This window comes from Streptococcus pseudopneumoniae IS7493 (genome assembly GCF_000221985.1).
Classification (GTDB): Bacteria; Bacillota; Bacilli; order Lactobacillales; family Streptococcaceae; genus Streptococcus; species Streptococcus pseudopneumoniae.
Genome location: NC_015875.1, coordinates 465,990 through 492,024 on the forward strand (window position 1 = coordinate 465,990; position 26,035 = coordinate 492,024).

The window sequence follows — 26,035 nt, forward strand, 5'->3', positions numbered from 1 at the left end:
TCATATCTGAGTAAAAAATGAAGTCTGAAATCAACGGACTTCGTTTTTTATCCCCTCATTTAAGCGCTTTTATGCTATACTGAAACTAACATGATTATTGGAGGTTAGGATGAAAAAACTCCCCTTAGTATTTTCAGGTTGTTTGCTAGGTTTGGCAGGAGCTGGAAATCTCGTTTTAGATACGTTGCCGGTTCTGTCCCATCTATTGAGTCTGACAGGTTTGATTTTGTGGATTTACTTTCTGCTTCTGCATCTTTTTAATTGGAAAGAAACCAAGCAAGAGTTGACCAAGCCCCCTCTTTTATCAGGAATGGCCACCTTTCCCATGGCTGGGATGATTTTATCGACCTATGTCTTTCGCGTATTCCCTCATCTTCCTTTGGTTGCGCAAGGACTCTGGTGGTGTTCATTTCTCTTGGATTTGGCCTTGATTGCTGGTTTCACCATCAAGTTTGCTTGTCCAGGTAAGAGAGTCAATGCGACTCCAAGTTGGACTGTTCTCTATGTAGGGATAGCAGTGGCTGCTTTAACCTATCCTCTTGTAGGTATCATCGAAATTGCCTATGCGACCTTGAGTTTTGGTTTTCTCCTAACCTTCTATCTCTATCCGCTTATTTATAGCGATTTAAAGAAAAATCCACTCCCATTAGCCTTGCTTGGGCAAGAAGGTATCTACTGTGCTCCTTTCTCTCTACTCTTGGCTTCCCTAGTTCGAGTTGGAGGAGCCAGCCTACCGACTTGGCTCTTGATTGCCATGATTTTGGCTTCCCAGTTCTTCTTTTTCTTTGTTTTGACTCGCCTGCCCAATATTTTAAAACAAGGCTTTCAACCAGCCTTCTCAGCCCTCACCTTCCCAACCATTATCACAGCTACTTCGCTCAAGATGGCTCAGGGAATTTTGAAACTTCCATTTCTGGATTACCTAGTATTGGCTGAAACCATTATATGCCTAACTATTTTATTCTTTGTACTAGGTGCTTATCTGATTTGGTTACGAAAAAAGGTCTAGCTAGAAATAGCTAAACCTTATTTTTTATGGTTTGATGACCTCAGCTCCACCCATGTATGGACGAAGTGCTTCTGGGATGGTCACGGAACCATCTTCATTTTGGTAGTTTTCAAGAATAGCAGCCACTGTACGTCCAACTGCAAGTCCAGAACCGTTCAAGGTATGGAGCAATTTCACCTTGCCATCTGCTTCATCACGGTAACGGATTTGGGCACGACGGGCTTGGAAATCTTCTGTGTTTGAACAGCTTGAGATTTCACGGTAGGTATTTTGGGCTGGAATCCACACTTCCAAGTCGTAAGTCTTCGCAGATGAGAAGCCCATATCTCCAGTAGAGAGCGCAACGACACGGTATGGAAGGTTAAGTTTTTGAAGAATGTTTTCAGCGTTGGTTGTCATTTTTTCCAATTCTTCGTAAGATTCTTCTGGTTTGGCAAATTTAACCATTTCAACCTTATGGAATTGGTGCAAACGAATCAAGCCACGAGTATCACGACCAGCTGAACCAGCCTCAGAACGGAATGATGGGCTCATAGCAGTGAAATAGATTGGCAGGTCTTTACCGTCAAGGATTTCATCACGGTAGTAGTTTGTCAGAGGAACTTCAGCTGTAGGAATAAGGACGTAATTGCTGTCGCTGAGTTCAAAAGTATCTTCCTTGAATTTTGGATATTGACCAGTCCCAAACATAGAATCGTGGTTAACCATGTAAGGCGTGATGACTTCAGTATAACCTTCTTTGCCATGCTCGTCCAACATAAAGTTGTAGATAGCACGTTCCAAACGAGCACCGAGGCCTTTATAGAAGAGGAAGCGAGCGCCTGTTACCTTGCCACCGCGTTCCCAGTCGAGGATACCAAGGTCTTCACCAAGATCCCAGTGAGCTTTTGGCTCGAAATCGAACTCGCGTGGAGTGCCCCAACGACGAACTTCCACATTGGCATCTTCGTCAGCCCCAATAGGAACGCTGTCAGCAGGGATGTTTGGAAGAGTAGTAGTAAATTCTGTCAATTTAGCATCGATTTCTGCCAATTCAGCATCCAAGGCTTTAACCTCAGCAGATAGAGTTTGCATGGCAGCAATCTTGTCATCTGCATTTTCCTTGTTGCGTTTGGCTTGGGCAATCTCAGCAGAAACTGTGTTGCGTTCAGCCTTGAGAGTTTCAACCTTGACCAAAATATCACGACGTTTAGCATCGATTTCTTTCATCTCGTTTAAGACAGCAGCATCTACACCACGTGTAGCCAATTTTTCTGCGACAGCATCAAAGTCTGTACGAATACGTTTGATATCTAACATAAGAACTCCTTTATGAAAAAAGCACACCTGACAAAGCGTTGGAGTGGCAGGGCCACGGTTCCATCCAACTTCACAGGTGTGCACTTGATTGTGTATGTAATTGTTATTAACGGTAGAATTTCACCTATCCCTCCTATCTGCTCGCAGCATCCGCAGACTTTCTGAAAGAAGAAGATAACCTACTTATCCGTTGCTATGATTATACTAAAGTTTCTACTTTTTTGCAAATAGATTTTTAAATTTTTGACCAATTGTCTGAATCAGGGTCGGAAGTTTGATGACCTTGTCATTACCCAGTTTTTCACGAGCAATTTTGAGAATGGCACCTGAGTCTTTTGAAGCAAAGAGGAATTTTCCTTTGTCTGTAAAGACTTCGAAGTGGCGACTGATTTTCCGCCCAGTGACATTGGCTCCAATTTGGTTGATATGGCTCCAAGGAATCTGGATAAATTGTTCAACATTGACATCGGGGTAAAATTCCAAAGCCTGATCTCCGACAAGGAATTTCCCAACTTTCCCAGCGATAGAGAGGTAGGAAGTGCCTGTCGTACTGAGGAGTACTGTTTTGTTAAGTGATTGAGCCATGCTTAGTCTTCCTTACTTTCTCCAAAAAAGGCATTGTAGAGGGCTTTAATTGCTGCTTTCTCTTGGTCTTTATTGACAACAAACATAATAGAAACTTCACTAGAACCTTGAGACATCATCTGGATGTTGATTTTGTTTTCAGATAGAGCGCGTGTCGCAGTAGCAGTCACTCCGATATGGCTCTTCATTTTTTCACCAACAATCATAATGATAGAAAGGTCGTGTTCGATTTCTGCATGATCTACTTTAGCCTTTTGAACCAACTGACGCAGGATTTCTTCTTCCTTGATGGGAGTTAGTTCGCGAGAACGGAGAATGATAGAAAGATTGTCGATACCTGTTGGCATATGTTCCCAACCGATGTTAAGTTCTTCCAGGATTTGCAGAACCTTGCGGCCAAATCCAACCTCACGGTTCATGAGGTATTTCGACATGTTAATGCTGACAAAGCCTGAGTCACCAGCAATTCCCACAACTGGAAATTCATCACTACTGTGTTTTAGAACGATACGAGTACCCGGATGGTCAGGGTTGTTGGTATTCTTGATAACCAGAGGAATTTTTCCACGGTAGGCAGGAAGAAGAGCCTCGTCATGAAGGACTGAGAAGCCTGCATAGGCCAACTCGCGCATTTCACGGTAGGTTAACTTAGGAATCGAGTGTGGTTGGTGAATGATTCCAGGGTGGGCTGCAAAGATACCATCAACGTCCGTAAAGTTTTCATAGAGGTCGGCTTTTACACCGGCAGCAATGATAGAACCTGTAATGTCTGATCCTCCACGTGAGAAAGTACAGATTTGATTTTCCTTAGTGACACCAAAGAAACCAGGAATGACAAGGACTTCATTGGTGTTTGTCAATTCTTCAATCTTGTCATAACTTGATGGAATGATGCGAGCGTGACCAGGTTCACTTGTGACCACAATCCCAGCTTCTCTAGGGTGCATATAGCGTGCATCGATACCATTTTGGTTAAAGTAGGCAGCAATCAATTTGGCATTGTTATTTTCACCGGCTGCTAGGAAAGTATCGTAGAGAAATTCATTTTCTTCAATAGGAAGAGTGGCCAAGGCGTGAATGCTTTTAGAAATTTTTTCTAGCACAGCTGGTTTTAGTCCCAATTCACTAACCATAGCAGCATAGCGGTCGATAATCCAGCTTTGGCTCTTGCTAATATCGTTACCCGCAACATAGTCGCGGTAGTATTTAATCAGGGCATCCGTAACCTTAGTATCTTCAGCATTGCGTTTACCAGGCGCAGAAACGACTACAAAACGACGCTCTGAATCGCTTTTAACGATGTTTAAAACTTTTTCTAATTGACCAGCAGAGGCAAGAGAGCTACCTCCAAATTTAACAACTTTCATAAGAACTCCTAAAGTAAGTATTTTATACGATTATAGCAGAAAGAAAGGCTTTTTTCAATGAAGAAAATAAGATGCTTTATAGGATAAAGCGAGCCTTTCCAATCGGCTGAGACACTTTCAGTCAATTTTTTCTTGCTTTCTGCTCCTGAAAAAGATATACTTTGCAAATAAAATAATTCAATACTCAATGAAAATCAAAGAGCAAACTAGGAAGCTAGCCGTAGTCAGCTCAAAGCACTGCTTTGAGGATGCAGATGGAAGCTGACGCGGTTTGAAGAGATTTTCGAAGAGTATAAACTGCTTATAAAATAAAAAGGAGCCCTGATGGAACATATTATTTATCAGCTTGAAGAGGATTTGGCAATTATTACTTTAAACCGCCCTGATGTCGCTAATGGTTTCCATATTCCCATGTGTGAGGAAATCTTAGAAGCCTTGACTCTGGCAGAAGAAAATCCAGCTGTGCATTTTATCTTAATCAATGCCAATGGAAAGGTCTTCTCAGTTGGGGGAGATTTGGTAGAGATGAAGCGGGCAGTGGATGAGGATGATATTCCATCATTGACAAAAATCGCAGAGTTGGTCAATACGATTTCTTATAAAATCAAGCAAATAGCCAAACCTGTTTTAATGGAAGTTGACGGTGCTGTTGCAGGTGCCGCAGCGAATATGGCTGTTGCGGCAGATTTCTGTTTGGCGACGGATAAGGCTAAGTTTATCCAAGCCTTTGTTGGTGTTGGTTTGGCTCCAGATGCAGGGGGAATTCATCTCTTGAGCCGCAGTATCGGTGTGACGCGTGCTGCTCAATTAGCTATGACAGGAGAGGCTTTAACGGCAGAAAAAGCCCTAGAATGGGGGTTGGTTTACCGCGTTTCTGAAGCTGAAAAACTTGAAAAGACGAGAGAACAGCTTCTTAAAAAATTAAGACGTGCTTCAAGTAATTCCTATGCTGCCATTAAGAAGTTGGTTTGGGAGAGCCAGTTTAAAGACTGGCAGGGTTACGCTACTTTAGAACTGAACCTACAGAAATCCTTAGCTCAAACAGAGGATTTCAAAGAAGGAGTGCGAGCTCATTCGGAGAGAAGAAGACCTAAATTTACAGGAAAATAAAAAATACTTGCATCATTCTTTGAATTTTGATATAATTCTTTCTGTCAAATGTTTTGATTGTAAAAGTTTTTTGAAGAAGGAGGGATATGAAAAATGGACTACCAACGAATCAATGAATATTTAACATCTATATTTAACAATGTCCTTGTAATTGAGGAAGTGAACTTGAGAGGTAGTCGTTTTAAGGATATCTCCATCAAAGAAATGCATACGATTGATGTCATCGGTAAGGCTCCAGATGTGACTCCAAGTCAAGTGTCAAAAGAGTTGATGGTAACTCTTGGAACTGTTACGACAAGTTTGAACAATTTAGAGTGTAAGGGATACATTGAGCGAGTTCGGTCAGAACAGGATCGTCGTGTGGTGCATCTGCATTTGACAAAGAAGGGGCGCTTGATCCATAGACTGCATAAACGCTTCCACAAGGCCATGGTAGAAAAAATTATTGATGGCATGAGCGAGGAAGAAATTGATGTTATGAGCAAAGGTTTGACTAATCTTTACCAATTTTTGGAGGATTTGAAATAATGGCTTTTGCAAAAATAAGCCAGGTTGCTCATTATGTGCCAGAGCAAGTGGTTACAAATCACGACTTGGCTCAGATTATGGATACCAATGATGAGTGGATTTCAAGTCGAACGGGAATACGACAAAGGCATATTTCAAGAACAGAATCTACCAGTGATTTGGCTACGGAAGTTGCTAAGAAACTGATGGCAAAAGCTGGAATAATAGGAGAGGAACTGGATTTTATCATCCTAGCTACCATTACTCCAGATTCGATGATGCCCTCTACAGCTGCTCGTGTTCAAGCTAATATTGGTGCTAATAAAGCCTTTGCTTTTGACTTAACCGCGGCTTGCAGTGGATTTGTATTTGCTCTTTCAACTGCTGAAAAGTTTATCGCTTCTGGTCGCTTTCAAAAAGGCTTGGTGATTGGTAGTGAAACCCTCTCTAAGGCAATCGATTGGTCGGATCGATCAACAGCTGTGTTGTTTGGAGATGGTGCTGGTGGTGTCTTGTTAGAAGCTAGCGAGCAAGAGAATTTCTTAGCTGAGAGTCTCAATAGCGATGGAAGTCGCAGTGAGTGTTTAACTTATGGGCATTCAGGTTTGCATTCTCCATTTTCAGATCAAGAAAGTGCAGATTCATTTTTGAAGATGGATGGACGCGCAGTCTTTGATTTTGCCATTCGAGATGTAGCCAAGTCTATCAAGCAGACTATTGAAGAATCTCCTATAGAGGCGACAGACTTGGATTATCTGCTATTGCATCAGGCTAATATCCGTATTTTGGATAAGATGGCTAGAAAAATTGGTGTTGACCGAGACAAACTTCCAGCCAATATGATGGAATATGGCAATACCAGTGCAGCCAGTATCCCGATTTTACTTTCAGAGTGTGTAGAACAAGGTCTCATCCCTTTAGATGGTAGCCAGACTGTTCTTCTATCAGGCTTCGGTGGAGGCTTGACCTGGGGCACGCTCATTCTTACAATTTAGGTAATCATGTGGTGAACACATTGTTATAAAAAACTATTTATTTTAAAGGAGTCCTATCATGGCAGTATTTGAAAAAGTACAAGAAATTATCGTTGAAGAACTTGGAAAAGATGCATCAGAAGTAACACTTGAATCAACTTTTGATGATTTGGACGCTGATTCATTGGACTTGTTCCAAGTAATCTCAGAAATCGAAGATGCTTTTGATATCCAAATCGAAGCAGAAGATGACTTGAAAACAGTTGGTGACTTGGTTGCCTACGTTGAAGAGCAAACAAAATAATACTCAATGAAAATCAAAGAGCAAACTAGGAAGCTAGCCGCAGGCTGTACTTGAGTACGGCAAGGTGACGCTGACGTGGTTTGAATTTGATTTTCGAAGAGTATAAGCAGAATATAGATAGAAGGAGTAGGGAAACCCGCTCCCTCTTGTTTAGGCAATAGTTTGATTGTCAAATTATGACAGTATCGAACTATTACGTAAGCAAGAAACGATGGAGGCACTATGAAAACGCGTATTACAGAATTATTGAACATTGATTATCCTATCTTTCAAGGAGGAATGGCTTGGGTTGCTGATGGTGATTTGGCAGGGGCTGTTTCTAAAGCTGGAGGACTAGGGATTATCGGTGGGGGAAATGCCCCGAAAGAAGTTGTCAAGGCAAATATTGATAAGATCAAATCATTGACGGATAAACCCTTTGGTGTCAACATCATGCTCTTGTCTCCCTTTGTGGAAGATATTGTAGATCTCGTTATCGAGGAAGGTGTTAAGGCAGTGACAACAGGTGCAGGAAATCCTGGTAAATACATGGAACGTTTCCATGAAGCTGGGATAATCGTTATTCCTGTCGTTCCTAGTGTTGCTTTAGCTAAACGCATGGAAAAAATCGGTGCAGACGCTGTTATTGCAGAAGGAATGGAAGCTGGGGGGCATATCGGTAAATTAACAACCATGACCTTGGTGCGACAGGTAGCCACAGCTGTATCTATTCCTGTTATTGCTGCAGGAGGAATTGCGGATGGTGAAGGTGCTGCGGCTGGCTTTATGCTAGGTGCAGAGGCTGTACAGGTGGGGACACGGTTTGTAGTTGCAAAAGAGTCGAATGCCCATCCAAACTACAAGGAGAAAATTTTAAAAGCAAGGGATATTGATACTACGATTTCAGCTCAGCACTTTGGTCATGCTGTTCGTGCTATTAAAAATCAGTTGACTAGAGATTTTGAACTGGCTGAAAAAGATGCCTTTAAGCAGGAAAATCCTGATTTAGAAATCTTTGAACAAATGGGAGCAGGCGCCCTAGCCAAAGCAGTTGTTCACGGTGATGTGGATGGTGGCTCTGTCATGGCAGGTCAAATCGCAGGGCTTGTTTCTAAAGAAGAAACAGCTGAAGAAATCCTAAAAGATTTGTATTACGGAGCAGCTAAGAAAATTCAAGAAGAAGCCTCTCGCTGGGCAGGAGTTGTAAGAAATGACTAAAACAGCCTTTTTATTTGCTGGTCAAGGTGCCCAGTATCTAGGGGTGGGACGGGATCTCTATGATCACTACCCTATTGTCAAAGAAACGATTGATCGAGCGAGTCAGGTGCTCGGTTATGATTTGCGTCATCTCATCGATAGGGAAGAAGACAAACTCAATCAGACCCGCTATACGCAACCAGCCATTCTAGCGACTTCGGTTGCTATCTACCGTTTATTGCAAGAAAAGGGCTATCAGCCTGATATGGTTGCTGGTTTATCTCTTGGAGAATACTCTGCCTTGGTGGCAAGCGGCGCCTTGGATTTTGAAGATGCGGTTGCCTTGGTAGCTAAGCGTGGAGCCTATATGGAAGAAGCGGCTCCTGCTGACTCTGGCAAGATGGTAGCAGTTCTCAATACGCCAGTAGAGGTCATTGAAGAAGCCTGTCAAAAAGCTTCTGAACTTGGAGTGGTTACTCCAGCCAACTATAACACATCTGCACAAATCGTCATTGCTGGAGAAGTGGTTGCAGTTGATCGAGCGGTTGAACTTTTGCAAGAAGCAGGTGCCAAACGCTTGATTCCTCTTAAGGTGTCAGGTCCCTTTCACACCGCTCTCCTTGAGCCAGCTAGCCAGAAACTAGCTGAAACTCTAGCTCAGGTAAGTTTTTCAGATTTTACTTGTCCCCTAGTCGGCAATACAGAAGCTGCTGTGATGCAAAAAGAGGACATTGCTCAGCTCTTGACGCGTCAGGTCAAGGAACCCGTTCGTTTCTATGAAAGTATTGGGGTCATGCAAGAAGCAGGCATAAGCAACTTTATCGAGATTGGACCGGGGAAAGTCTTGTCAGGCTTTGTTAAAAAAATTGATCAAACTGCTCACTTAGCTCATGTGGAAGATCAAGCGAGTTTAGTAGCACTTTTAGAGAAATAGGCTAAAATAAGTAGAAGTTTTGAAAGGAAAAAAATGAAACTAGAACATAAAAATATCTTTATTACAGGTTCGAGTCGTGGAATTGGTCTTGCCATCGCCCACAAGTTTGCTCAAGCAGGAGCCAACATTGTCTTAAACAGTCGTGGGGCAATCTCAGAAGAATTGCTCGCTGAGTTTTCAAACTATGGTATCAAGGTGGTTCCCATTTCAGGAGATGTATCAGATTTTGCAGACGCTAAGCGTATGATTGATCAAGCTATTGCAGAACTGGGTTCAGTAGATGTTTTGGTCAACAATGCAGGGATTACCCAAGATACTCTTATGCTCAAGATGACAGAAGCAGATTTTGAAAAAGTGCTCAAGGTCAATCTGACTGGTGCCTTTAATATGACACAATCAGTCTTGAAACCGATGATGAAAGCTAGAGAAGGTGCTATCATTAATATGTCTAGTGTTGTTGGTTTGATGGGGAATATTGGTCAAGCTAACTATGCTGCTTCTAAGGCTGGCTTGATTGGCTTTACCAAGTCTGTGGCACGTGAAGTTGCTAGTCGGAATATACGAGTCAATGTGATTGCTCCAGGAATGATTGAGTCTGATATGACAGCTATCTTATCAGATAAGATTAAGGAAGCTACACTAGCTCAGATTCCGATGAAAGAATTTGGGCAGGCAGAGCAGGTTGCAGATTTGACAGTATTTTTAGCAGGCCAAGATTATCTAACTGGTCAAGTGGTTGCCATTGATGGTGGCTTAAGTATGTAGCGAAAGCTAGAGGTGAAAAGAATGAAACTAAATCGAGTAGTGGTAACAGGTTATGGAGTAACATCTCCAATCGGAAATACACCAGAAGAATTTTGGAATAGTTTAGCAACTGGGAAAATCGGCATTGGTGGCATTACAAAATTTGATCATAGTGATTTTGATGTGCATAATGCGGCAGAAATCCAAGATTTTCCGTTCGATAAATACTTTGTAAAAAAAGATACCAACCGTTTTGATAACTATTCTTTATATGCCTTGTATGCAGCCCAAGAGGCTGTAAATCATGCCAATCTTGATGTAGAGGCTCTTAATAGGGATCGTTTTGGTGTTATCGTTGCATCTGGTATTGGTGGAATCAAGGAAATTGAAGATCAGGTACTTCGCCTTCATGAAAAAGGGCCCAAACGTGTCAAACCAATGACTCTTCCAAAAGCTTTACCAAATATGGCTTCTGGGAATGTAGCCATGCGTTTTGGTGCAAACGGTGTTTGTAAATCTATCAATACTGCCTGCTCTTCATCAAATGATGCGATTGGGGATGCCTTCCGCTCTATTAAGTTTGGTTTCCAAGATGTGATGTTGGTGGGAGGAACAGAAGCTTCTATCACACCTTTTGCCATCGCTGGTTTCCAAGCCTTAACAGCTCTCTCTACTACAGAGGATCCAACTCGTGCTTCGATCCCATTTGATAAGGATCGCAATGGGTTTGTTATGGGTGAAGGTTCAGGGATGTTGGTTCTAGAAAGTCTTGAACACGCTGAAAAACGTGGAGCTACTATCCTGGCTGAAGTGGTTGGTTACGGAAATACTTGTGATGCCTACCACATGACTTCTCCACATCCAGAAGGTCAGGGAGCTATCAAGGCCATCAAACTAGCCTTGGAAGAAGCTGAGATTTCTCCAGAGCAAGTAGCCTATGTCAATGCTCACGGAACGTCAACTCCTGCCAATGAAAAAGGAGAAAGTGGTGCTATCGTAGCTGTTCTTGGTAAGGAAGTACCTGTATCATCAACCAAGTCTTTTACAGGACATTTGCTGGGGGCTGCGGGTGCAGTAGAAGCTATCGTCACCATCGAAGCTATGCGTCATAACTTTGTACCAATGACAGCTGGGACAAGTGAAGTATCAGATTATATCGAAGCTAATGTCGTTTATGGACAAGGCTTGGAGAAAGAAATTCCATACGCTATTTCAAATACTTTTGGTTTTGGAGGCCACAATGCAGTTCTTGCTTTCAAACGTTGGGAGAATAGATAAGTATGAATTTAAACGATATTAAAGACTTGATGACTCAATTTGACCAGTCAAGTTTGAGAGAATTTTCTTATAAAAATGGGACGGATGAGTTGCAGTTTAGCAAGAATGAAGCGAGACCTGTGCCTGAAGTTGCAACTCAAGTCGCTCCAGCACCCGTTCTAGCAACACCGAGTCCAGTAGCTCCTACATCTGCTCCAGCAGAGACTGTAGCAGAAGAAGTTCCAGCTCCAGCTGAAGCAAGTGTGGCTACTGAGGGAAATCTTGTAGAGAGTCCACTTGTTGGAGTGGTTTACTTGGCTGCTGGACCAGATAAACCTGCCTTCGTTACAGTTGGTGATAGTGTCAAAAAAGGTCAAACATTGGTCATTATCGAAGCCATGAAAGTCATGAATGAAATCCCAGCTCCTAAGGATGGTGTGGTAACGGAAATTCTCGTTTCTAACGAAGAAATGGTTGAGTTTGGTAAAGGATTGGTACGAATCAAATGATCGATATTCAAGGAATCAAAGAAGCCCTTCCCCACCGTTATCCTATGCTCCTAGTGGATCGTGTCTTGGAAGTGAGCGAGGATACCATCGTTGCCATAAAAAATGTGACCATCAACGAGCCTTTCTTTAACGGTCACTTTCCTCAATACCCAGTTATGCCAGGTGTTCTGATCATGGAAGCCTTGGCGCAAACAGCTGGTGTGTTGGAGTTGTCAAAACCTGAAAATAAAGGAAAACTGGTCTTTTACGCTGGTATGGATAAGGTCAAATTCAAGAAGCAAGTTGTACCAGGCGACCAATTGGTTATGACAGCGACTTTTGTAAAACGTCGTGGCACCATAGCCGTGGTTGAAGCAAAGGCTGAAGTGGATGGCAAGCTTGCAGCTAGTGGTACTCTTACCTTTGCAATTGGGAACTAAGGAGGTTCTCCATGTTTCGAAAAATTTTAATTGCCAATCGTGGTGAAATTGCGGTTCGTATTATCCGTGCGGCGCGTGAATTGGGGATTGCGACCGTAGCAGTCTATTCAACTGCTGATAAGGAAGCCCTTCATACGCTTTTGGCAGATGAAGCGGTTTGTATCGGTCCTGGTAAGGCAACTGAGTCTTATCTCAATATTAATGCGGTTCTATCAGCTGCAGTCTTGACTGAGGCAGAAGCCATTCACCCCGGTTTTGGGTTTCTCAGTGAAAATTCCAAATTTGCAACTATGTGTGAAGAAGTGGGCATCAAATTTATCGGTCCATCTGGTCATGTTATGGATATGATGGGGGACAAAATCAATGCGCGTGCTCAGATGATTAAGGCTGGTGTGCCTGTTATTCCAGGTTCAGGTGGAGAAGTGCATAACTCTGAGGAGGCCTTGATTGTTGCTGAAAAAATTGGCTATCCTGTTATGCTCAAGGCTTCAGCAGGTGGTGGTGGTAAAGGGATTCGTAAGGTTGAAAAACCAGAAGACCTTGTTTCAGCCTTTGAAACTGCCTCTAGTGAAGCCAAGGCCAATTATGGCAATGGTGCCATGTACATAGAACGGGTTATCTATCCAGCTCGTCACATCGAGGTTCAAATTCTAGGAGATGAACACGGAAATGTAATCCACTTGGGGGAACGGGATTGTTCTCTACAACGGAACAACCAAAAGGTTTTGGAAGAAAGTCCTTCGATTGCAATCGGGAAAACGCTGCGTCATGAAATCGGTTCTGCTGCTGTTCGAGCGGCGGAGTCTGTTGGCTATGAAAATGCAGGGACCATTGAGTTTCTTCTTGATGAAGCCAGTGGCAATTTCTATTTCATGGAAATGAATACTCGTGTACAAGTAGAACATCCAGTAACAGAATTTGTTTCAGGTGTGGATATCGTTAAGGAACAGATTCGCATTGCGGCAGGTCAACCTCTGTCTGTTAAGCAAGAAGATATTGTCCTACGCGGTCATGCCATCGAGTGTCGTATCAATGCAGAAAATCCAGCCTTTAACTTTGCTCCAAGTCCAGGTAAGATTACTAATCTCTATCTACCAAGTGGTGGAGTTGGCTTGCGCGTGGATTCAGCAGTTTATCCAGGTTATACCATTCCGCCTTATTATGATAGTATGATTGCCAAAATCATCGTACACGGTGAAAACCGTTTTGATGCCTTGATGAAAATGCAACGTGCCCTCTATGAATTAGAGATTGAAGGGGTGCAGACCAATGCAGATTTCCAGCTTGACCTCATTTCAGATCGCAATGTCATTGCTGGAGATTACGATACTTCCTTCTTAATGGAAACCTTCTTACCCAAATATCAAGAAAAAGAATAAAATGACTTCAAGAGTTTAAACCGAAAAGGGGAATCAATGGCTCTATTTAGTAAAAAAGATAAGTATATTCGAATCAATCCCAATCGTTCGGTTAGGGAAAAACCTCAAGCTAAGCCAGAGGTTCCAGATGAATTATTTTCCCAGTGTCCAGGCTGTAAGCATACCATCTATCAGAAGGATCTGGGAAGTGAGCGTATCTGTCCACATTGTAGCTACACCTTTCGTATTTCTGCCCAAGAACGCTTGGCTTTGACGATTGATATGGGAACCTTCAAGGAATTGTTTACAGGGATTGAAAGCAAGGATCCCTTGCATTTCCCTGGTTATCAAAAGAAACTAGCAACTATGCGTGAAAAAACAGGTCTGGATGAAGCCGTTGTGACAGGAACAGCTCTTATAAAAGGTCAGACTGTGGCTCTTGGGATTATGGATTCCAACTTTATCATGGCTTCTATGGGTACGGTTGTAGGTGAAAAAATCACTCGTTTGTTTGAGTATGCGACTGTCGAAAAATTGCCAGTTGTCCTCTTCACAGCCTCTGGTGGAGCCCGTATGCAGGAAGGAATCATGAGTCTCATGCAGATGGCCAAGATCTCTGCAGCAGTTAAACGGCATTCAAATGCTGGTCTCTTTTACTTGACCATTTTGACAGATCCAACGACAGGTGGTGTGACAGCTTCTTTCGCTATGGAAGGTGATATCATTCTGGCTGAACCACAGAGCTTGGTCGGTTTTGCTGGGCGTCGTGTGATTGAAAATACGGTTCGTGAAAGCTTGCCTGAGGATTTCCAAAAGGCAGAATTCCTATTAGAACATGGCTTTGTGGATGCTATTGTCAAAAGAAGAGACTTACCAGATATGATTGCTAGCCTAGTCAGATTGCATGGAGGGAGTCCTAGATGAATATTGCAAAAATAGTCAGAGAAGCGCGTGAGCAGAGTCGCTTGACAACCTTGGACTTTGCGACAGGCATTTTTGATGAATTTATCCAATTACATGGTGACCGTTCTTTTCGTGATGATGGTGCAGTTGTTGGTGGTATTGGTTGGCTTGGAGACCAAGCTGTAACAGTGGTTGGTATTCAAAAAGGCAAGAGTTTGCAAGACAACCTCAAACGGAATTTTGGCCAACCACATCCAGAAGGCTACCGAAAGGCACTGCGGTTGATGAAACAGGCTGAGAAATTTGGCCGTCCAGTTGTGACCTTTATCAATACAGCAGGTGCTTATCCTGGTGTCGGAGCGGAAGAACGTGGACAGGGAGAAGCTATTGCTCGCAATCTCATGGAAATGAGTGACCTGAAAGTTCCTATTATTGCCATCATTATCGGTGAAGGTGGTTCAGGTGGGGCTCTGGCTCTAGCCGTTGCGGACCGTGTTTGGATGCTGGAAAATTCTATCTATGCTATTCTCAGTCCAGAAGGCTTTGCTTCCATTTTATGGAAGGACGGAACTCGTGCCATGGAAGCAGCAGAACTGATGAAAATCACTTCCCATGAACTGTTAGAAATGGACGTGGTGGACAAGGTGATTTCTGAAGCAGGACTTTCTAGTAAAGAACTGATTAAGAGTGTCAAGAAAGAACTTCAAGCTGAGCTGGCTAGACTTTCACAAAAACCGCTAGAAGAGTTGCTGGAAGAACGCTATCAACGATTTAGAAAATACTAATACCTCAGAATACGCAAAAACTAGAACTGGCAGTTAGTTCTAGTTTTTATGTGGTTCTTACTCTGTATCAAGGACGAAGTAAAAGGTGCTTGGAAGACCAAACACCTTTTCGATTATTCATTTTTTTCTGTTACAAACTGGCTGAGCAGTCCGTTGATAAAGCGGGCTGATTTTTGATCTGAAAAATTCTTAGCGAGTTCAATAGCTTCATTGACTGCTACCAGCTGAGGTGTATCAAATGATGTGATTTCAAAGATACCCAAGCGTAGTAAGTTTTTTTCGACCAAAGTCAAACGTTCAACTGTCCAGCCTGACTTGAGGTGCTGGTTGATTTGTGTATCCAACTCGTCTTTTTGTGCTTGAACACCAGAAACCAAATTTAGAAGAAAGGCTGGGATTTGCACATCTGCATCTTCACGGTCATGTGTGTAGGCAAAGCGACAAGCTGTTTCCATATCTGTGTCGAATTCAAGGCTCATAAGAGCTTGAAAAGCGCCTTTACGAAGTTCGCGTCTAGATTCTAATAATGGACTAGTCATTGAGGAAGTCCTCGTTAAATAGATCTTTCAACTCTGGTTTAGGTGTTTTGTCTGGAACAATTCCTGTAACATGGATATTGACAGCAGAAAGTTCCACATCAGCCATATCATGGACAGCATCTTTGACTGCTTTTTGAATAGCAATAGCTACTTTTGGTACTTTCACACCGTACTCAAGATAGAGATAGATGTCAGCAGTTAGCTCTTCATTGTTTTCTTTTAAGTAGACGCCGCGACCAAGAGAGAGTTTTGATAGGGTGTCAGATACGGATTTATTTGAAAATGAGTGGACACCATCAACTTTAGCAGTTGCGATGGCAATGATTTTTTCAAGTACACGTGGAGCGATAACGATTTCGCCAAATTGTTCTTCAATTCCCATAGAATGACCTCTTTCTAGAGATTAGGCACGAGAAACGTAAGTTCCTTCTGCAGTGTTGATGATCAATTTTTGTCCAGCTTCGATGAAGTCTGGAACGTTGACAACAAGTCCAGTTTCCATGGTTGCTGGTTTACCAGAACCTGTAACAGTAGCACCTTTGATAGATGGTTGTGTTTCAGCAACTGTCAATTCAACAGTAGTTGGTACAGTTACACCGATTACTTCAGTTCCGTAGAATTGGATTTTCACATCAGAGTTTTCAAGGATGTAAAGCAACTCATTTTCAACATTTACGACTGGTATTTCGTATTGGTCGTAAGTTTCAGTGTTCATGAAGTAGGCAGTTTCATCCATTTTGTACAAGTATTGAGCTGGAACAGTTTCGATAATAGCTTGTTCGAATTTTTCTTCTGGACGGTAGCTTGTATCAAATGTAGAACCAGTACGGACATCACGCAATTTCATACGCATGATTGTGTTCCCTTTACCTGGTTTGTGGTGGCTAGCTTCCAAAACGCGGATCAATTTTCCGTCTGCAGTTTCAAATGTCATACCAGCTTTCAATTTGCTTGCTTCAATCATGTTTTTACCTCTTTAATAAATATTATTACTCTTCATTTTACCATAAAATCTTCTGGAAATAAAGCCAAAATAGTTATTGGGAGATGGTAGGGGAGAAAAAACCAACCTCAAGGCTGGTTTCTTTTACATATTAATCTTCTTTCAACTTCGCCAATTCCTGTGCAAGTAGTTTAAGGGCAACTTGTGGGTTGGCTTGGCCTTTGGTTGCCTTCATAAGGAATCCTGTAAAGGCCTTGTCGGCGTTACGTTTGCCTGACTTGAAGTCGGCAACTGCGGCTTCGTTATCCGCAAAGACTTGGTGGATAATTGGAATCAAGACAGCTGGATCTGAGATTTGAACCATACCTGCTTTTTCCACATATTCACGCGCGCCACCGCCATTTTTAGCCAGGTGGACAAAGACTTTCTTGGCAATCTTAGAAGAGATAGTACCGTCTTCGATGATGGCAATCATTTCAACCAAGTTTTCTGGTGTCAATTCGATTTGTTCCAGCGTCTTGCTTTCAGCATTCAAGAACTGAGCGACTTCCCCTTGGAGCCAGTTAGAGACTTGTTTGGCATCACCACCTAGGGCAACAGCTTTTTCAAAGAAGTCAGAAGTGACTTTATTAGCAGTCAACTGACTAGCATCGTAGTCTGATAAACCAAGGTCAGATACATAACGCGCACGACGTTCTTTTGGAAACTCTGGCAACTCAGTCCGCATTTCCTCAATCCACTCGTCAGAAATTTCAAAGAGGGGTAGGTCTGGTTCTGGGAAGTAGCGGTAGTCAGCAGCCCCTTCCTTGACACGCATGAGGATGGTTGCTTTATTCGCTTCATCGTAACGGCGTGTTTCTTGGCGGATTTGACCACCTGAGCGAAGAATTTCAGCCTGGCGTCGGACTTCGTATTCAAGACCTTTACGAACGTTTGAGAAGGAGTTGAGGTTCTTCAATTCAGTCTTGGTACCGAATTTCTCTTGACCATAAGGACGAAGGGAGATGTTGGCATCCACACGCATCGAACCTTCCTCCATCTTAACGTCAGAAATGCCAGCGTACTGGATAACTTCCTTGAGGGCTGTCAGATAAGCATAGGCTTCTTCAGGAGAACGCATATCTGCCTCAGATACAATCTCAATCAAGGGAACCCCTTGGCGGTTGAGGTCAACATAAGAGTAGCCATCTGTACCATGGGTGTTTTTACCAGCGTCTTCCTCTAGGTGGGCACGTTCGATACCGATTTTCTTGGTCGTACCGTCTTCTAGTTCGACTTCAATCCAGCCATTATATCCGATTGGTTCATCAAATTGAGAAATTTGGTAGGCTTTGGGGTTATCAGGATAGAAGTAGCTCTTGCGGTCAAAGTGCATCTTTTTGTGGATGTCCATGTTGAGGGCAAGAGCAGCCTTGATTCCGGCATCGACAACCCCTTTATTGAGAACTGGCAGAACTCCTGGGAAAGACCAGTCAATCACGTTAGTGTTGGCATTTTGATCATTTCCGAAGTGGGCAGAAGTAGGTGAGAAGATTTTTGAATTGGTGTTGAGCTCTACGTGGACTTCAAGTCCGATGACTGTTTCAAAGTTCATTAGTTGTCACCTCCAAAAATCTCGGGTTGTTGTTTGTGGTAGTCTGTTGTTGCTTCAAAAGCAGCAGCAGCTTGGTAAATGGTTTCCTCAGAGTACTTGGGACCAATCAATTGGAGTCCGACAGGTAGACCTTGAGAGAATCCAGCAGGAATCGAAATTCCAGGCAGTCCTGCCAAGTTTACAGGTATGGTCAATAGGTCGGCTAAGTACATGGCAACTGGGTCATGGTTGAGAGAATTCAAGTCATAGGCAACACTTGGAGCAGTTGGACCCAAAATCAAATCATAATCCACGAAGACTTTTTCGAAATCTTGAATGATAAGTGTACGAACCTGTCCAGCTTTCTTATAGTAAGCATCGTAGTAACCTGATGAAAGGCTGAAAGTACCTAGCATGATACGACGTTTCACCTCTTCACCAAAACCTTGGCTACGGCTGTTTACATAGATTTCATCAAGATTTGTCGCATCCTCTGCGCGGTAGCCGTAACGGATACCGTCAAAGCGTTGCAAGTTTGATGAAGCTTCTGATGAAGCGATGATGTAGTATACGGCAACTCCGTATTTAGAGTGAGGAAGGCTGACTTCTTCGACGATAGCACCCAATTTTTCAAAGTGTTTGGCTGCATTCAGAATGGTTTCCTTAACCTCTGGGTCAATCCCTTCGCCTAGATATTCCTTAGGTAAAGCAATTTTCATGCCCTTGATGTCTTGACCAATTTTTGAAGTAAAGTCGGCAATGCGGACAGGGGCAGAAGTAGAGTCTTTGGCATCTTCGCAGGCAATAGCGTTGAGCAAGAGGGCATTTTCCTTAACAGTTGGTGCGAAAGGTCCGATTTGGTCTAATGAGCTACCGAAGGCAATGAGACCGAAACGAGAAACTGTTCCGTAGGTTGGTTTGAGACCAACGATCCCGTTGAAGGCAGCAGGTTGGCGGATGGAACCACCCGTATCAGAACCAAGTGACAAGCGGACTTGTCCTGAGGCTACAGCTGCAGCTGAACCACTTGATGAACCACCAGGAACCTTGCTGTGGTCCCAAGCATTTTTAGTTGCTCCGTAGTGAGAAGTCTCACCAGAACCACCCATGGCAAATTCGTCCATGTTAGTTTTTCCTACGACAATCATGCCCTTGGCTTTTGCATTGGCAACGGCTGTCGCATCAAAGATTGGCTCATAGTTGTAGAGCATTTTTGAGGCAGCAGTTGTGAGGATACCATCTGTAGAGATATTATCCTTTACTGCAAGCGGAATTCCTGAAAGGACATTATCAGTGTCAATTCCAGCTTCATCAATGGCTTTAGCTTGAACAAGAGCTTGCTCTTCAGCGATGGTAACAAAAGCGTTGATAGCTGTCTCGCGAGACTTGATATCTTCAAGCGTAGCTTGTGTTAATTCTGTTGCAGAAATTTCCTTAGAGACAAGGAGATTGTGCAAGTCTTCAATGGTTTTATTGTTGAAAGTCATTAGGCATCTCCTCCATCGTCTAGGATAGCTGGTACCTTGATATAGTAGTTGTCTTTTTCAGGTACGTTTTTAAACAAGCGATCACGGTCTGTTCCTTCTTCAGCCACATCAGGGCGGAGTACGGTCTTGCGGTCAGCCATGGTCGTAGTAGGTGCGACACCAGTTGTGTCAACTTCGCCCAGCAATTCAACCATGTCAACAATTTTAGACAAGGTCGTTGCAAAGGCAGCAGTTTCTTCTTCAGAGAATTTTAATTTTGAAAGATTGGCAACGTGTGTTACCTCTTCTTGCGTAATTTTCATCTTGCATCCTTTCGTGAAATGATGATTTTTAGTCTGTTCTATTTTACCATATTTTCCTATAAATAAGGGAGGGATAAGTGAAAAGAAATAGAAATTGAAAAAAATGCTAAAATCCGATATAATGGAGTGTTGAAAGGAATGGTAAAATCCAATGTAAAAATCATTCTTAGCTATTGAAACAAGAAAAATAGAGAATCAAAGAAAGAGAACTTATGAATATTCAAGAAGAAATTAAGAAACGTCGTACCTTTGCCATCATCTCTCACCCAGACGCGGGGAAAACAACCATCACTGAGCAGTTGCTCTACTTTGGGGGCGAGATTCGTGAGGCTGGTACCGTAAAAGGAAAGAAAACAGGGACTTTTGCCAAGTCTGACTGGATGGATATCGAGAAGCAACGTGGGATTTCGGTTACTTCATCTGTGATGCAGTTTGACTACGATGGCAAGCGCGTGAATATCCTTGACACACCAGGGCATGAGGATTTCTCAGAAGATACCTATCGTACCTTGATGGCGGTGGATGCTGCGGTCATGGTCGTGGACTCTGCCAAGGGTATCGAGGCGCAGACAAAGAAATTGTTTGAAGTTGTCAAACACCGTGGTATTCCAGTCTTTACCTTTATGAACAAGCTAGACCGTGACGGTCGTGAGCCACTGGACCTCTTGCAAGAATTGGAAGAAGTCTTGGGTATTGCGAGCTATCCGATGAACTGGCCAATCGGGATGGGGAAAGCTTTTGAAGGGCTCTATGACCTCTATAACCAACGCTTGGAGCTCTATAAGGGGGATGAGCGTTTTGCCAGTTTAGAAGATGGGGACAAGCTTTTTAGCAGCAATCCTTTCTACGAGCAGGTAAAAGATGATATTGAACTTTTAAATGAAGCTGGAAATGAGTTTTCAGAGGAAGCTATCCTTGCTGGAGAATTGACACCTGTCTTCTTCGGTTCGGCTTTGACAAATTTTGGTGTGCAGACCTTCCTTGAGACTTTCCTTAAGTTTGCTCCAGAACCACATGGACACAAGAAAACAGATGGCGAAATTGTGGATCCTTACGACAAGGATTTTTCAGGATTTGTCTTTAAAATCCAAGCCAATATGGACCCTCGTCACCGTGACCGCATTGCCTTTGTCCGTATCGTATCTGGTGAATTTGAGCGCGGTATGAGTGTTAACCTGCCTCGTACTGGTAAGGGGGCTAAACTGTCGAATGTGACTCAGTTTATGGCGGAAAGTCGTGAGAATATAACCAATGCCGTGGCAGGTGATATCATCGGGGTTTACGATACAGGTACTTATCAGGTTGGTGACACTTTGACAGTTGGAAAAAACAAGTTTGAGTTTGAACCGCTGCCAACCTTTACTCCTGAAATTTTCATGAAAGTATCTGCTAAGAACGTTATGAAACAAAAATCTTTCCACAAGGGAATCGAGCAATTGGTGCAAGAAGGAGCTATTCAGCTTTATAAGAATTACCAAACAGGCGAGTACATGCTGGGAGCTGTTGGTCAACTTCAGTTTGAAGTCTTTAAGCACCGTATGGAAGGCGAGTACAATGCAGAAGTGGTCATGAGCCCAATGGGTAAAAAGACCGTTCGTTGGATTAAACCTGAGGACTTGGATGAACGCATGTCATCAAGCCGCAATATCTTGGCTAAAGACCGTTTCGACCAATCAGTCTTTCTCTTTGAAAATGACTTTGCTCTCCGTTGGTTTGCGGACAAGTATCCAGATGTAGAGTTGGAAGAGAAGATGTGACTCAGTACCAACAATTGGAACTAAAGTTCCTAATTGTTGGACGCTAGTCGCTATTTGGCGAACTAGCTAATTGCCTCACTAACTGAGTTTTACAAATGGAATTGATTTGTAAAACTCAGTGTCGTAGTTCAGTAAATTTATTTGATTGTGTAACAATCTAAGTAACTAACGAGTCTGGGACAAAAGTCTAACCTTAAATATAAAAAGCGAACAAAACAAGTTATCTGACACTCAGAATTCTGTTTTGTTTGCTTTTTTGTCTAATCTATCGATTTTAAAAACTTATAATAAAGAATTCATAAAATCAAAATCTTTTTGTCCCAGACTCTAGGCGCTCCACTAGTAAAGTTTTACGAATAATATCGATTCGTAAAACTTTACGTCGTAACTGGTAGTGAGCGGTCTAGCTAACTGCCTCACTAACTACGTTTGGCAAATAGAATCGATTGGTCAAACTACGTGTCGTAGTATAACAATCGGCTTACCTAAACGCTTCACTAGGAAAAATCCACGAATAATATTGATTCGTGGATTTTTCCGTTGTAGCAGAAAGTAGGTAGCCTAGCTAACTGCCTTACTAACTACGTTTGGCAAATGAAATCGATTTGTAAAACTCCGTGTCGTAATGTAAAAATTGTAAACCGTAATGGGACTTCATCTAAAATCTCCACTGGTATGGTTTTACGAACGAATAGGCGAAAATAATGGTTACGTAGAAACATATGATGGGAATAAAAAGAAATGAGATAAAGAGTGAAAGAAGAGAAAAAAGCGATTGTCTTAGGTGCAGATAATGCTTATATGGATAAAGTTGAAACAACAATAAAATCTCTTTGTGTTCATCTATTATAATCTTAAGTTTTATGTTTTTAATGATGACCTTCCGCGAGAATGGTTCCAATTGATGGAAAAAAGACTAGAGACTTTGAATAGTGAGATTGTGAATGTTTAGATTGACAGTAGTATTCTGAAAGGTTATCGTCTCCCCTTTGAGGGACTTTCATATGCGGCTTTTTTAGGTATTTTATTCCAAAGTATGTAAGCGAGTCTCGTGTACTGTATTTGGATTTAGATATTGTTGTAAGAAAATCGATAGATGAGCTGTGGGATTTGGACTTGACGGCTATACCCTTAGCTGCAGTTAGAGATGATTTTTATACACATAATTTTAATTCTGGTGTTCTGTTAATCAACAATGGTATGTGGAGAGCAGAAAATGTCACGCAAGACCTGATTTAAGACACAAATAAAAAATCTTCCAATTCTCTGTTTCCGTGTCTGAAGGTTTCTTTGCCTTTCTGTTGATAGACTAGTAGCAGACGATTGATTTGTCTTTCAGAAAGATTAAGTTCGACACAGGCTTGTTTCTTTGTTTTCTTTCCTTGGGCAATAGCTGTTATAGTCATTTAGTTTTAAAAAGCGTTCCAAACATTCAAAAATAGTTGGGACTTCCCTTAATAAATCTGTTACTTTCTTTTTCAAGATAGCCCAAGCTTGCTCAATAGGATTCGAATCTGGTGAATAAGGCGTGCTAGCTATCAGCTAGTTGAACCATCTAATTTTTAGGAGGGCTGGGTGGCTAACTTCATTATAGAACTTTCAATATCACATTCGAATCACAATAAATAAAAAAATCTTCCAATTCCCTTGCAAAAATGAAGAAAGTGTGATAACATAGTACGGTATGTAGTGCTAGCACATCCGCTATATTAGATTTAATAGGAGGAAAACACAATGGCTAAAGTATGTTACTTTACAGGTCGTAAGACTGTATCAGGAAACAACCGTTCACACGCGATGAACCAAACAAAACGTGCCGTAAAACCAAACCTTCAAAAAGTTACTGTTCTTATCGATGGTAAACCTAAAAAAGTTTGGGCTTCAGCTCGCGCTTTGAAATCAGGTAAAGTTGAACGCGTTTAATAATAAAAGCAAGGAGACCTCAGGGTCTTTTTCTTTTGACATAGTGAAAAAATCATTTTAAAAGCAGAGTAAATATCCGCTGATACAGTATTCTGCTTTTACACTTGGGCTGAAATATGATAAAATAGAGTATCAACTAGTTGAGGTAAAAAGGATGACTGTAAAAATTAATACAAAAGATGGTCAAATCGAACTAACAGATGAAGTGATTGCAACCGTCGTAGGTGGAGCAGCAACTGAAATTTTTGGTGTGGTCGGTATGGCTAGTAAAAATGCCCTCAAAGATAATTTCCAAGCCCTTCTAGGTAAGGAAAATTATTCCAAAGGTGTCGTCGTAAAGGCAGCCGAAGATGGAAGCATTGCAGTTGATGTGTATACCGTGTTAAGCTACGGAACAAAGATTAGTGAAGTGTCAAAAAACATTCAAGAGCGTGTTGCCTTTAGCTTGGAAAACCAGCTTGGAATTACTGCTCAGACTGTAAATGTCTACATTCAAAATATCAAAGTTGTAGGAGAATAACCGTGTCAAAAATTACTACTAGCTTATTTCAAGAAATGGTGCAGGCTGCATCAACTCGCTTGAATAAGCACGCTGAATATGTCAATTCATTAAACGTCTTCCCTGTTCCAGATGGAGATACTGGAACAAACATGGGGATGACCATCGAAAATGGAGCTAAAGAAGTTGCAGACAAGCCAGCTTCTACAGTTGGAGAGGTAGCGAGCATTCTTGCTAAAGGGCTTTTGATGGGTGCGCGTGGGAACTCAGGAGTTATTATGTCTCAGCTTTTCCGTGGATTTTCACAAGCCATCAAGGATAAAGACGAGTTAACAGGTCAAGACTTGGCCCTTGCCTTCCAATCAGGTGTTGAAGTTGCCTATAAGGCAGTGATGAAACCAGTTGAAGGAACGATTTTGACAGTTTCTCGTGGGGCTGCTATCGGTGCTAAGAAAAAAGCTGAGCAAACAGATGATGCTGTTGAAGTCATGCGCGCAGCCTTGGAAGGTGCTAAAACAGCTCTAACTAAAACGCCAGACATGCTTCCAGTATTGAAGGAAGTTGGCGTTGTGGACTCAGGTGGTCAAGGATTGGTCTTTATCTACGAAGGTTTCCTTTCTGCCCTTACTGGTGAATATATTGCATCTGAGGACTTTGTAGCGACTCCTGCCAATATGAGTGAAATGATCAATGCAGAGCACCACAAGTCTGTGGCTGGTCATGTGGCGACTGAGGATATCAACTTTGGTTACTGTACTGAAATCATGGTAGCTCTTAAGCAAGGTCCAACCTATGCCAAAGATTTTGACTACGATGAATTTCGTAACTACTTGAATGAACTTGGAGATTCTCTCCTCGTTGTCAATGATGATGAAATCGTCAAAGTCCATGTCCATACAGAAGATCCAGGACTTGTCATGCAAGAAGGCCTAAAATATGGTAGCTTGGTCAAGGTAAAAGTTGACAATATGCGTAACCAACACGAAGCACAGATTGAGAAAGAAACTGCCCAAGTTAGCAAGCCAGCTGAAGAAAAAGAGTATGCTTTGATTGCTGTGGTGGCTGGTAAAGGTCTAGCAGATATCTTCCGTTCTCAAGGTGTGGATTATGTTATCGAAGGCGGTCAAACCATGAACCCTTCAACAGAAGACTTTATCAAGGCTGTTGAACAGGTCAATGCCCGTAACATCATCTTCCTGCCAAATAACAAGAATATCTTCATGGCAGCTCAATCTGCGGCAGAAGTTTTGGAGCAACCAGCAGTAGTGGTAGAGGCTCGCACTCTTCCTCAAGGTTTGACAAGTCTTCTTGCCTTTGATTCAAGCAAGTCCATTGAAGAAAACCAAGAGCGTATGACAGCTGCTCTTAGCGATGTCGTTAGCGGAAGCGTCACAACAGCCGTGCGTGATACAACGATCGATGGTTTAGAAATCCATGAAAACGATAATCTAGGTATGGTGGATGGGAAAATCCTCGTGTCAAACCCTGACATGCACCAAACCTTGGCAGAAACTTTGAAACATATGTTGGATGAAGACAGTGAAATCGTAACCTTCTATGTCGGTGAAGACGGAAGCGAAGAACTTGCCAATGAAATCGCTCAAGAAATCGCAGAAGAATTTGAGGATCTTGAAGTTGAAATCCACCAAGGTCAACAACCTGTTTACCCCTATCTATTTAGTGTGGAATAAGAGCCGATTAATGAAGGACTGAGAAATCAGTTCTTTTTTCTTTTTTAGTAAATGAAAACGGTATCTTTTTAATAAAAACAA

29 protein-coding genes and 1 pseudogene are annotated in these 26,035 nt (G+C 42.3%); 20 read left to right on the forward strand and 10 right to left on the reverse strand.

Features of this window, described 5'->3' with window-relative positions; translation table 11 throughout:
- Positions 1-109: 109 nt before the first annotated feature.
- The gene (locus SPPN_RS02585) at positions 110-1,009 is read left to right on the forward strand and encodes a TDT family transporter (protein ID WP_000735985.1); all 900 of its coding nucleotides are present in this window, start codon (positions 110-112) and stop codon (positions 1,007-1,009) included.
- Between the two features lie 24 nt (positions 1,010-1,033).
- Here the strand turns inward: SPPN_RS02585 and serS are convergent, their stop codons facing one another.
- From serS to SPPN_RS02600, 3 genes are all read right to left on the reverse strand, one after another.
- The gene (gene serS, locus SPPN_RS02590) at positions 1,034-2,308 is read right to left on the reverse strand and encodes a serine--tRNA ligase (protein WP_000884228.1); all 1,275 of its coding nucleotides are present in this window, start codon (positions 2,306-2,308) and stop codon (positions 1,034-1,036) included.
- A gap of 213 nt (positions 2,309-2,521) precedes the next feature.
- On the reverse strand, positions 2,522-2,893 hold the full coding sequence (locus SPPN_RS02595; RefSeq protein ID WP_000079356.1) for a DUF956 family protein: 372 nt from the start codon (positions 2,891-2,893) through the stop codon (positions 2,522-2,524).
- Between the two features lie 2 nt (positions 2,894-2,895).
- Positions 2,896-4,260, reverse strand: coding sequence for an aspartate kinase (locus tag SPPN_RS02600; RefSeq protein ID WP_000869644.1), 1,365 nt, complete (start codon positions 4,258-4,260; stop codon positions 2,896-2,898).
- Positions 4,261-4,584: 324 nt separating this feature from the next.
- On the opposite strand from SPPN_RS02600, the gene SPPN_RS02605 reads away from it, so the two are divergent.
- The 13 genes from SPPN_RS02605 to SPPN_RS02665 all read left to right on the forward strand — a co-directional run bounded on the left by SPPN_RS02605 (position 4,585) and on the right by SPPN_RS02665 (position 15,240).
- Positions 4,585-5,370: an enoyl-CoA hydratase gene (locus SPPN_RS02605; RefSeq protein ID WP_000400065.1), complete on the forward strand. Its 786-nt coding sequence runs from the start codon at positions 4,585-4,587 to the stop codon at positions 5,368-5,370.
- A gap of 93 nt (positions 5,371-5,463) precedes the next feature.
- Positions 5,464-5,898, forward strand: a complete 435-nt coding sequence (fabT, locus tag SPPN_RS02610) for a fatty acid biosynthesis transcriptional regulator FabT (protein WP_000386345.1) — start codon at positions 5,464-5,466, stop codon at positions 5,896-5,898.
- Positions 5,898-6,872 (forward strand): beta-ketoacyl-ACP synthase III, encoded by a 975-nt coding sequence (locus SPPN_RS02615; RefSeq protein WP_000852943.1) that lies wholly within the window; start codon positions 5,898-5,900, stop codon positions 6,870-6,872. Before fabT ends, SPPN_RS02615 begins: the two co-directional genes overlap by 1 nt.
- A gap of 58 nt (positions 6,873-6,930) precedes the next feature.
- On the forward strand, positions 6,931-7,155 hold the full coding sequence (locus SPPN_RS02620; protein WP_000257838.1) for an acyl carrier protein: 225 nt from the start codon (positions 6,931-6,933) through the stop codon (positions 7,153-7,155).
- Positions 7,156-7,377: 222 nt separating this feature from the next.
- Positions 7,378-8,352: an enoyl-[acyl-carrier-protein] reductase FabK gene (gene fabK, locus SPPN_RS02625; RefSeq protein WP_000857436.1), complete on the forward strand. Its 975-nt coding sequence runs from the start codon at positions 7,378-7,380 to the stop codon at positions 8,350-8,352.
- Positions 8,345-9,265 carry an ACP S-malonyltransferase gene (fabD, locus tag SPPN_RS02630; protein ID WP_000167657.1) on the forward strand — a complete coding sequence of 307 codons (921 nt, stop codon included), beginning with the start codon at positions 8,345-8,347 and terminating at the stop codon, positions 9,263-9,265. The genes fabK and fabD overlap by 8 nt, the downstream gene beginning before the upstream one ends.
- Before the next feature lie 33 nt (positions 9,266-9,298).
- Positions 9,299-10,030 (forward strand): 3-oxoacyl-[acyl-carrier-protein] reductase, encoded by a 732-nt coding sequence (gene fabG / locus SPPN_RS02635; protein WP_000763053.1) that lies wholly within the window; start codon positions 9,299-9,301, stop codon positions 10,028-10,030.
- Between the two features lie 21 nt (positions 10,031-10,051).
- A complete protein-coding gene (gene fabF, locus SPPN_RS02640; protein ID WP_000774063.1) occupies positions 10,052-11,287 on the forward strand; it encodes a beta-ketoacyl-ACP synthase II in 1,236 nt (411 codons plus the stop codon).
- Between the two features lie 2 nt (positions 11,288-11,289).
- The gene (gene accB, locus SPPN_RS02645; protein ID WP_001052244.1) at positions 11,290-11,775 is read left to right on the forward strand and encodes an acetyl-CoA carboxylase biotin carboxyl carrier protein; all 486 of its coding nucleotides are present in this window, start codon (positions 11,290-11,292) and stop codon (positions 11,773-11,775) included.
- Entirely contained in the window at positions 11,772-12,194 is a 423-nt protein-coding gene (gene fabZ / locus SPPN_RS02650) for a 3-hydroxyacyl-ACP dehydratase FabZ (RefSeq protein ID WP_000565515.1), read from the forward strand. The genes accB and fabZ overlap by 4 nt, the downstream gene beginning before the upstream one ends.
- Before the next feature lie 11 nt (positions 12,195-12,205).
- Entirely contained in the window at positions 12,206-13,573 is a 1,368-nt protein-coding gene (gene accC, locus SPPN_RS02655) for an acetyl-CoA carboxylase biotin carboxylase subunit (RefSeq protein ID WP_000488684.1), read from the forward strand.
- A gap of 36 nt (positions 13,574-13,609) precedes the next feature.
- Positions 13,610-14,476 (forward strand): acetyl-CoA carboxylase, carboxyltransferase subunit beta, encoded by an 867-nt coding sequence (gene accD / locus SPPN_RS02660; RefSeq protein WP_001173358.1) that lies wholly within the window; start codon positions 13,610-13,612, stop codon positions 14,474-14,476.
- A complete protein-coding gene (locus SPPN_RS02665; protein ID WP_001017397.1) occupies positions 14,473-15,240 on the forward strand; it encodes an acetyl-CoA carboxylase carboxyl transferase subunit alpha in 768 nt (255 codons plus the stop codon). Before accD ends, SPPN_RS02665 begins: the two co-directional genes overlap by 4 nt.
- 113 nt (positions 15,241-15,353) lie before the next feature.
- Here SPPN_RS02665 and nusB read toward each other — a convergent pair whose 3' ends face one another.
- The 6 genes from nusB to gatC all read right to left on the reverse strand — a co-directional run bounded on the left by nusB (position 15,354) and on the right by gatC (position 20,084).
- On the reverse strand, positions 15,354-15,779 hold the full coding sequence (gene nusB / locus SPPN_RS02670; protein ID WP_000203649.1) for a transcription antitermination factor NusB: 426 nt from the start codon (positions 15,777-15,779) through the stop codon (positions 15,354-15,356).
- Positions 15,772-16,161 carry an Asp23/Gls24 family envelope stress response protein gene (locus SPPN_RS02675; protein ID WP_000510572.1) on the reverse strand — a complete coding sequence of 130 codons (390 nt, stop codon included), beginning with the start codon at positions 16,159-16,161 and terminating at the stop codon, positions 15,772-15,774. The genes nusB and SPPN_RS02675 overlap by 8 nt, the downstream gene beginning before the upstream one ends.
- A 21-nt stretch (positions 16,162-16,182) precedes the next feature.
- Entirely contained in the window at positions 16,183-16,743 is a 561-nt protein-coding gene (gene efp, locus SPPN_RS02680; RefSeq protein ID WP_000568643.1) for an elongation factor P, read from the reverse strand.
- A gap of 130 nt (positions 16,744-16,873) precedes the next feature.
- Positions 16,874-18,316 carry an Asp-tRNA(Asn)/Glu-tRNA(Gln) amidotransferase subunit GatB gene (gene gatB / locus SPPN_RS02685; RefSeq protein WP_001008686.1) on the reverse strand — a complete coding sequence of 481 codons (1,443 nt, stop codon included), beginning with the start codon at positions 18,314-18,316 and terminating at the stop codon, positions 16,874-16,876.
- Complete coding sequence (gene gatA, locus SPPN_RS02690; RefSeq protein ID WP_000143716.1) at positions 18,316-19,782, reverse strand: Asp-tRNA(Asn)/Glu-tRNA(Gln) amidotransferase subunit GatA; 1,467 nt, start codon at positions 19,780-19,782, stop codon at positions 18,316-18,318. Before gatA ends, gatB begins: the two co-directional genes overlap by 1 nt.
- Positions 19,782-20,084: an Asp-tRNA(Asn)/Glu-tRNA(Gln) amidotransferase subunit GatC gene (gene gatC / locus SPPN_RS02695; protein WP_000705411.1), complete on the reverse strand. Its 303-nt coding sequence runs from the start codon at positions 20,082-20,084 to the stop codon at positions 19,782-19,784. Before gatC ends, gatA begins: the two co-directional genes overlap by 1 nt.
- A 212-nt stretch (positions 20,085-20,296) precedes the next feature.
- On the opposite strand from gatC, the gene SPPN_RS02700 reads away from it, so the two are divergent.
- The 3 genes from SPPN_RS02700 (at position 20,297) to SPPN_RS11755 (ending at position 23,080) form a co-directional block, all read left to right on the forward strand.
- Positions 20,297-21,841, forward strand: coding sequence for a peptide chain release factor 3 (locus tag SPPN_RS02700; protein WP_001025441.1), 1,545 nt, complete (start codon positions 20,297-20,299; stop codon positions 21,839-21,841).
- A gap of 753 nt (positions 21,842-22,594) precedes the next feature.
- Positions 22,595-22,693, forward strand: coding sequence for a hypothetical protein (locus tag SPPN_RS13755; RefSeq protein WP_001810144.1), 99 nt, complete (start codon positions 22,595-22,597; stop codon positions 22,691-22,693).
- Positions 22,694-22,903: 210 nt separating this feature from the next.
- Positions 22,904-23,080, forward strand: a complete 177-nt coding sequence (locus tag SPPN_RS11755; RefSeq protein ID WP_001816247.1) for a glycosyltransferase — start codon at positions 22,904-22,906, stop codon at positions 23,078-23,080.
- A 26-nt stretch (positions 23,081-23,106) separates the two neighbouring features.
- Here SPPN_RS11755 and SPPN_RS12670 read toward each other — a convergent pair.
- Positions 23,107-23,247, reverse strand: a pseudogene (locus SPPN_RS12670) (helix-turn-helix domain-containing protein); the annotation flags it as partial.
- Positions 23,248-23,575: 328 nt separating this feature from the next.
- Here SPPN_RS12670 and rpmB point away from each other — a divergent pair.
- From rpmB to SPPN_RS02725, 3 genes are all read left to right on the forward strand, one after another.
- Positions 23,576-23,764, forward strand: a complete 189-nt coding sequence (gene rpmB, locus SPPN_RS02715; RefSeq protein ID WP_001140948.1) for a 50S ribosomal protein L28 — start codon at positions 23,576-23,578, stop codon at positions 23,762-23,764.
- A 154-nt stretch (positions 23,765-23,918) separates the two neighbouring features.
- Positions 23,919-24,284, forward strand: a complete 366-nt coding sequence (locus SPPN_RS02720) for an Asp23/Gls24 family envelope stress response protein (protein ID WP_000216436.1) — start codon at positions 23,919-23,921, stop codon at positions 24,282-24,284.
- 2 nt (positions 24,285-24,286) lie between these two features.
- Entirely contained in the window at positions 24,287-25,954 is a 1,668-nt protein-coding gene (locus tag SPPN_RS02725) for a DAK2 domain-containing protein (protein ID WP_000036649.1), read from the forward strand.
- The last annotated feature ends 81 nt before the right edge of the window (positions 25,955-26,035 follow it).

What these genes read in the sequence shown, in the direction of transcription:
- SPPN_RS02615 (WP_000852943.1), top strand. Translation starts at nt 5,898, where the DNA reads ATGGCTTTTGCAAAAATAAGCCAGGTTGCTCATTATGTGCCAGAGCAA.
- rpmB (WP_001140948.1), top strand. Translation starts at nt 23,576, where the DNA reads ATGGCTAAAGTATGTTACTTTACAGGTCGTAAGACTGTATCAGGAAAC.
- gatA (WP_000143716.1), bottom strand. Translation starts at nt 19,782, where the DNA reads ATGACTTTCAACAATAAAACCATTGAAGACTTGCACAATCTCCTTGTC.
- accB (WP_001052244.1), top strand. Translation starts at nt 11,290, where the DNA reads ATGAATTTAAACGATATTAAAGACTTGATGACTCAATTTGACCAGTCA.
- fabG (WP_000763053.1), top strand. Translation starts at nt 9,299, where the DNA reads ATGAAACTAGAACATAAAAATATCTTTATTACAGGTTCGAGTCGTGGA.
- fabF (WP_000774063.1), top strand. Translation starts at nt 10,052, where the DNA reads ATGAAACTAAATCGAGTAGTGGTAACAGGTTATGGAGTAACATCTCCA.
- gatC (WP_000705411.1), bottom strand. Translation starts at nt 20,084, where the DNA reads ATGAAAATTACGCAAGAAGAGGTAACACACGTTGCCAATCTTTCAAAA.
- SPPN_RS02605 (WP_000400065.1), top strand. Translation starts at nt 4,585, where the DNA reads ATGGAACATATTATTTATCAGCTTGAAGAGGATTTGGCAATTATTACT.
- nusB (WP_000203649.1), bottom strand. Translation starts at nt 15,779, where the DNA reads ATGACTAGTCCATTATTAGAATCTAGACGCGAACTTCGTAAAGGCGCT.
- accC (WP_000488684.1), top strand. Translation starts at nt 12,206, where the DNA reads ATGTTTCGAAAAATTTTAATTGCCAATCGTGGTGAAATTGCGGTTCGT.
- SPPN_RS02675 (WP_000510572.1), bottom strand. Translation starts at nt 16,161, where the DNA reads ATGGGAATTGAAGAACAATTTGGCGAAATCGTTATCGCTCCACGTGTA.
- SPPN_RS02600 (WP_000869644.1), bottom strand. Translation starts at nt 4,260, where the DNA reads ATGAAAGTTGTTAAATTTGGAGGTAGCTCTCTTGCCTCTGCTGGTCAA.
- fabD (WP_000167657.1), top strand. Translation starts at nt 8,345, where the DNA reads ATGACTAAAACAGCCTTTTTATTTGCTGGTCAAGGTGCCCAGTATCTA.
- SPPN_RS02700 (WP_001025441.1), top strand. Translation starts at nt 20,297, where the DNA reads ATGAATATTCAAGAAGAAATTAAGAAACGTCGTACCTTTGCCATCATC.
- SPPN_RS02720 (WP_000216436.1), top strand. Translation starts at nt 23,919, where the DNA reads ATGACTGTAAAAATTAATACAAAAGATGGTCAAATCGAACTAACAGAT.
- serS (WP_000884228.1), bottom strand. Translation starts at nt 2,308, where the DNA reads ATGTTAGATATCAAACGTATTCGTACAGACTTTGATGCTGTCGCAGAA.
- SPPN_RS02620 (WP_000257838.1), top strand. Translation starts at nt 6,931, where the DNA reads ATGGCAGTATTTGAAAAAGTACAAGAAATTATCGTTGAAGAACTTGGA.
- SPPN_RS02585 (WP_000735985.1), top strand. Translation starts at nt 110, where the DNA reads ATGAAAAAACTCCCCTTAGTATTTTCAGGTTGTTTGCTAGGTTTGGCA.
- efp (WP_000568643.1), bottom strand. Translation starts at nt 16,743, where the DNA reads ATGATTGAAGCAAGCAAATTGAAAGCTGGTATGACATTTGAAACTGCA.
- SPPN_RS02665 (WP_001017397.1), top strand. Translation starts at nt 14,473, where the DNA reads ATGAATATTGCAAAAATAGTCAGAGAAGCGCGTGAGCAGAGTCGCTTG.
- gatB (WP_001008686.1), bottom strand. Translation starts at nt 18,316, where the DNA reads ATGAACTTTGAAACAGTCATCGGACTTGAAGTCCACGTAGAGCTCAAC.
- accD (WP_001173358.1), top strand. Translation starts at nt 13,610, where the DNA reads ATGGCTCTATTTAGTAAAAAAGATAAGTATATTCGAATCAATCCCAAT.
- fabZ (WP_000565515.1), top strand. Translation starts at nt 11,772, where the DNA reads ATGATCGATATTCAAGGAATCAAAGAAGCCCTTCCCCACCGTTATCCT.
- fabK (WP_000857436.1), top strand. Translation starts at nt 7,378, where the DNA reads ATGAAAACGCGTATTACAGAATTATTGAACATTGATTATCCTATCTTT.
- SPPN_RS02595 (WP_000079356.1), bottom strand. Translation starts at nt 2,893, where the DNA reads ATGGCTCAATCACTTAACAAAACAGTACTCCTCAGTACGACAGGCACT.
- fabT (WP_000386345.1), top strand. Translation starts at nt 5,464, where the DNA reads ATGGACTACCAACGAATCAATGAATATTTAACATCTATATTTAACAAT.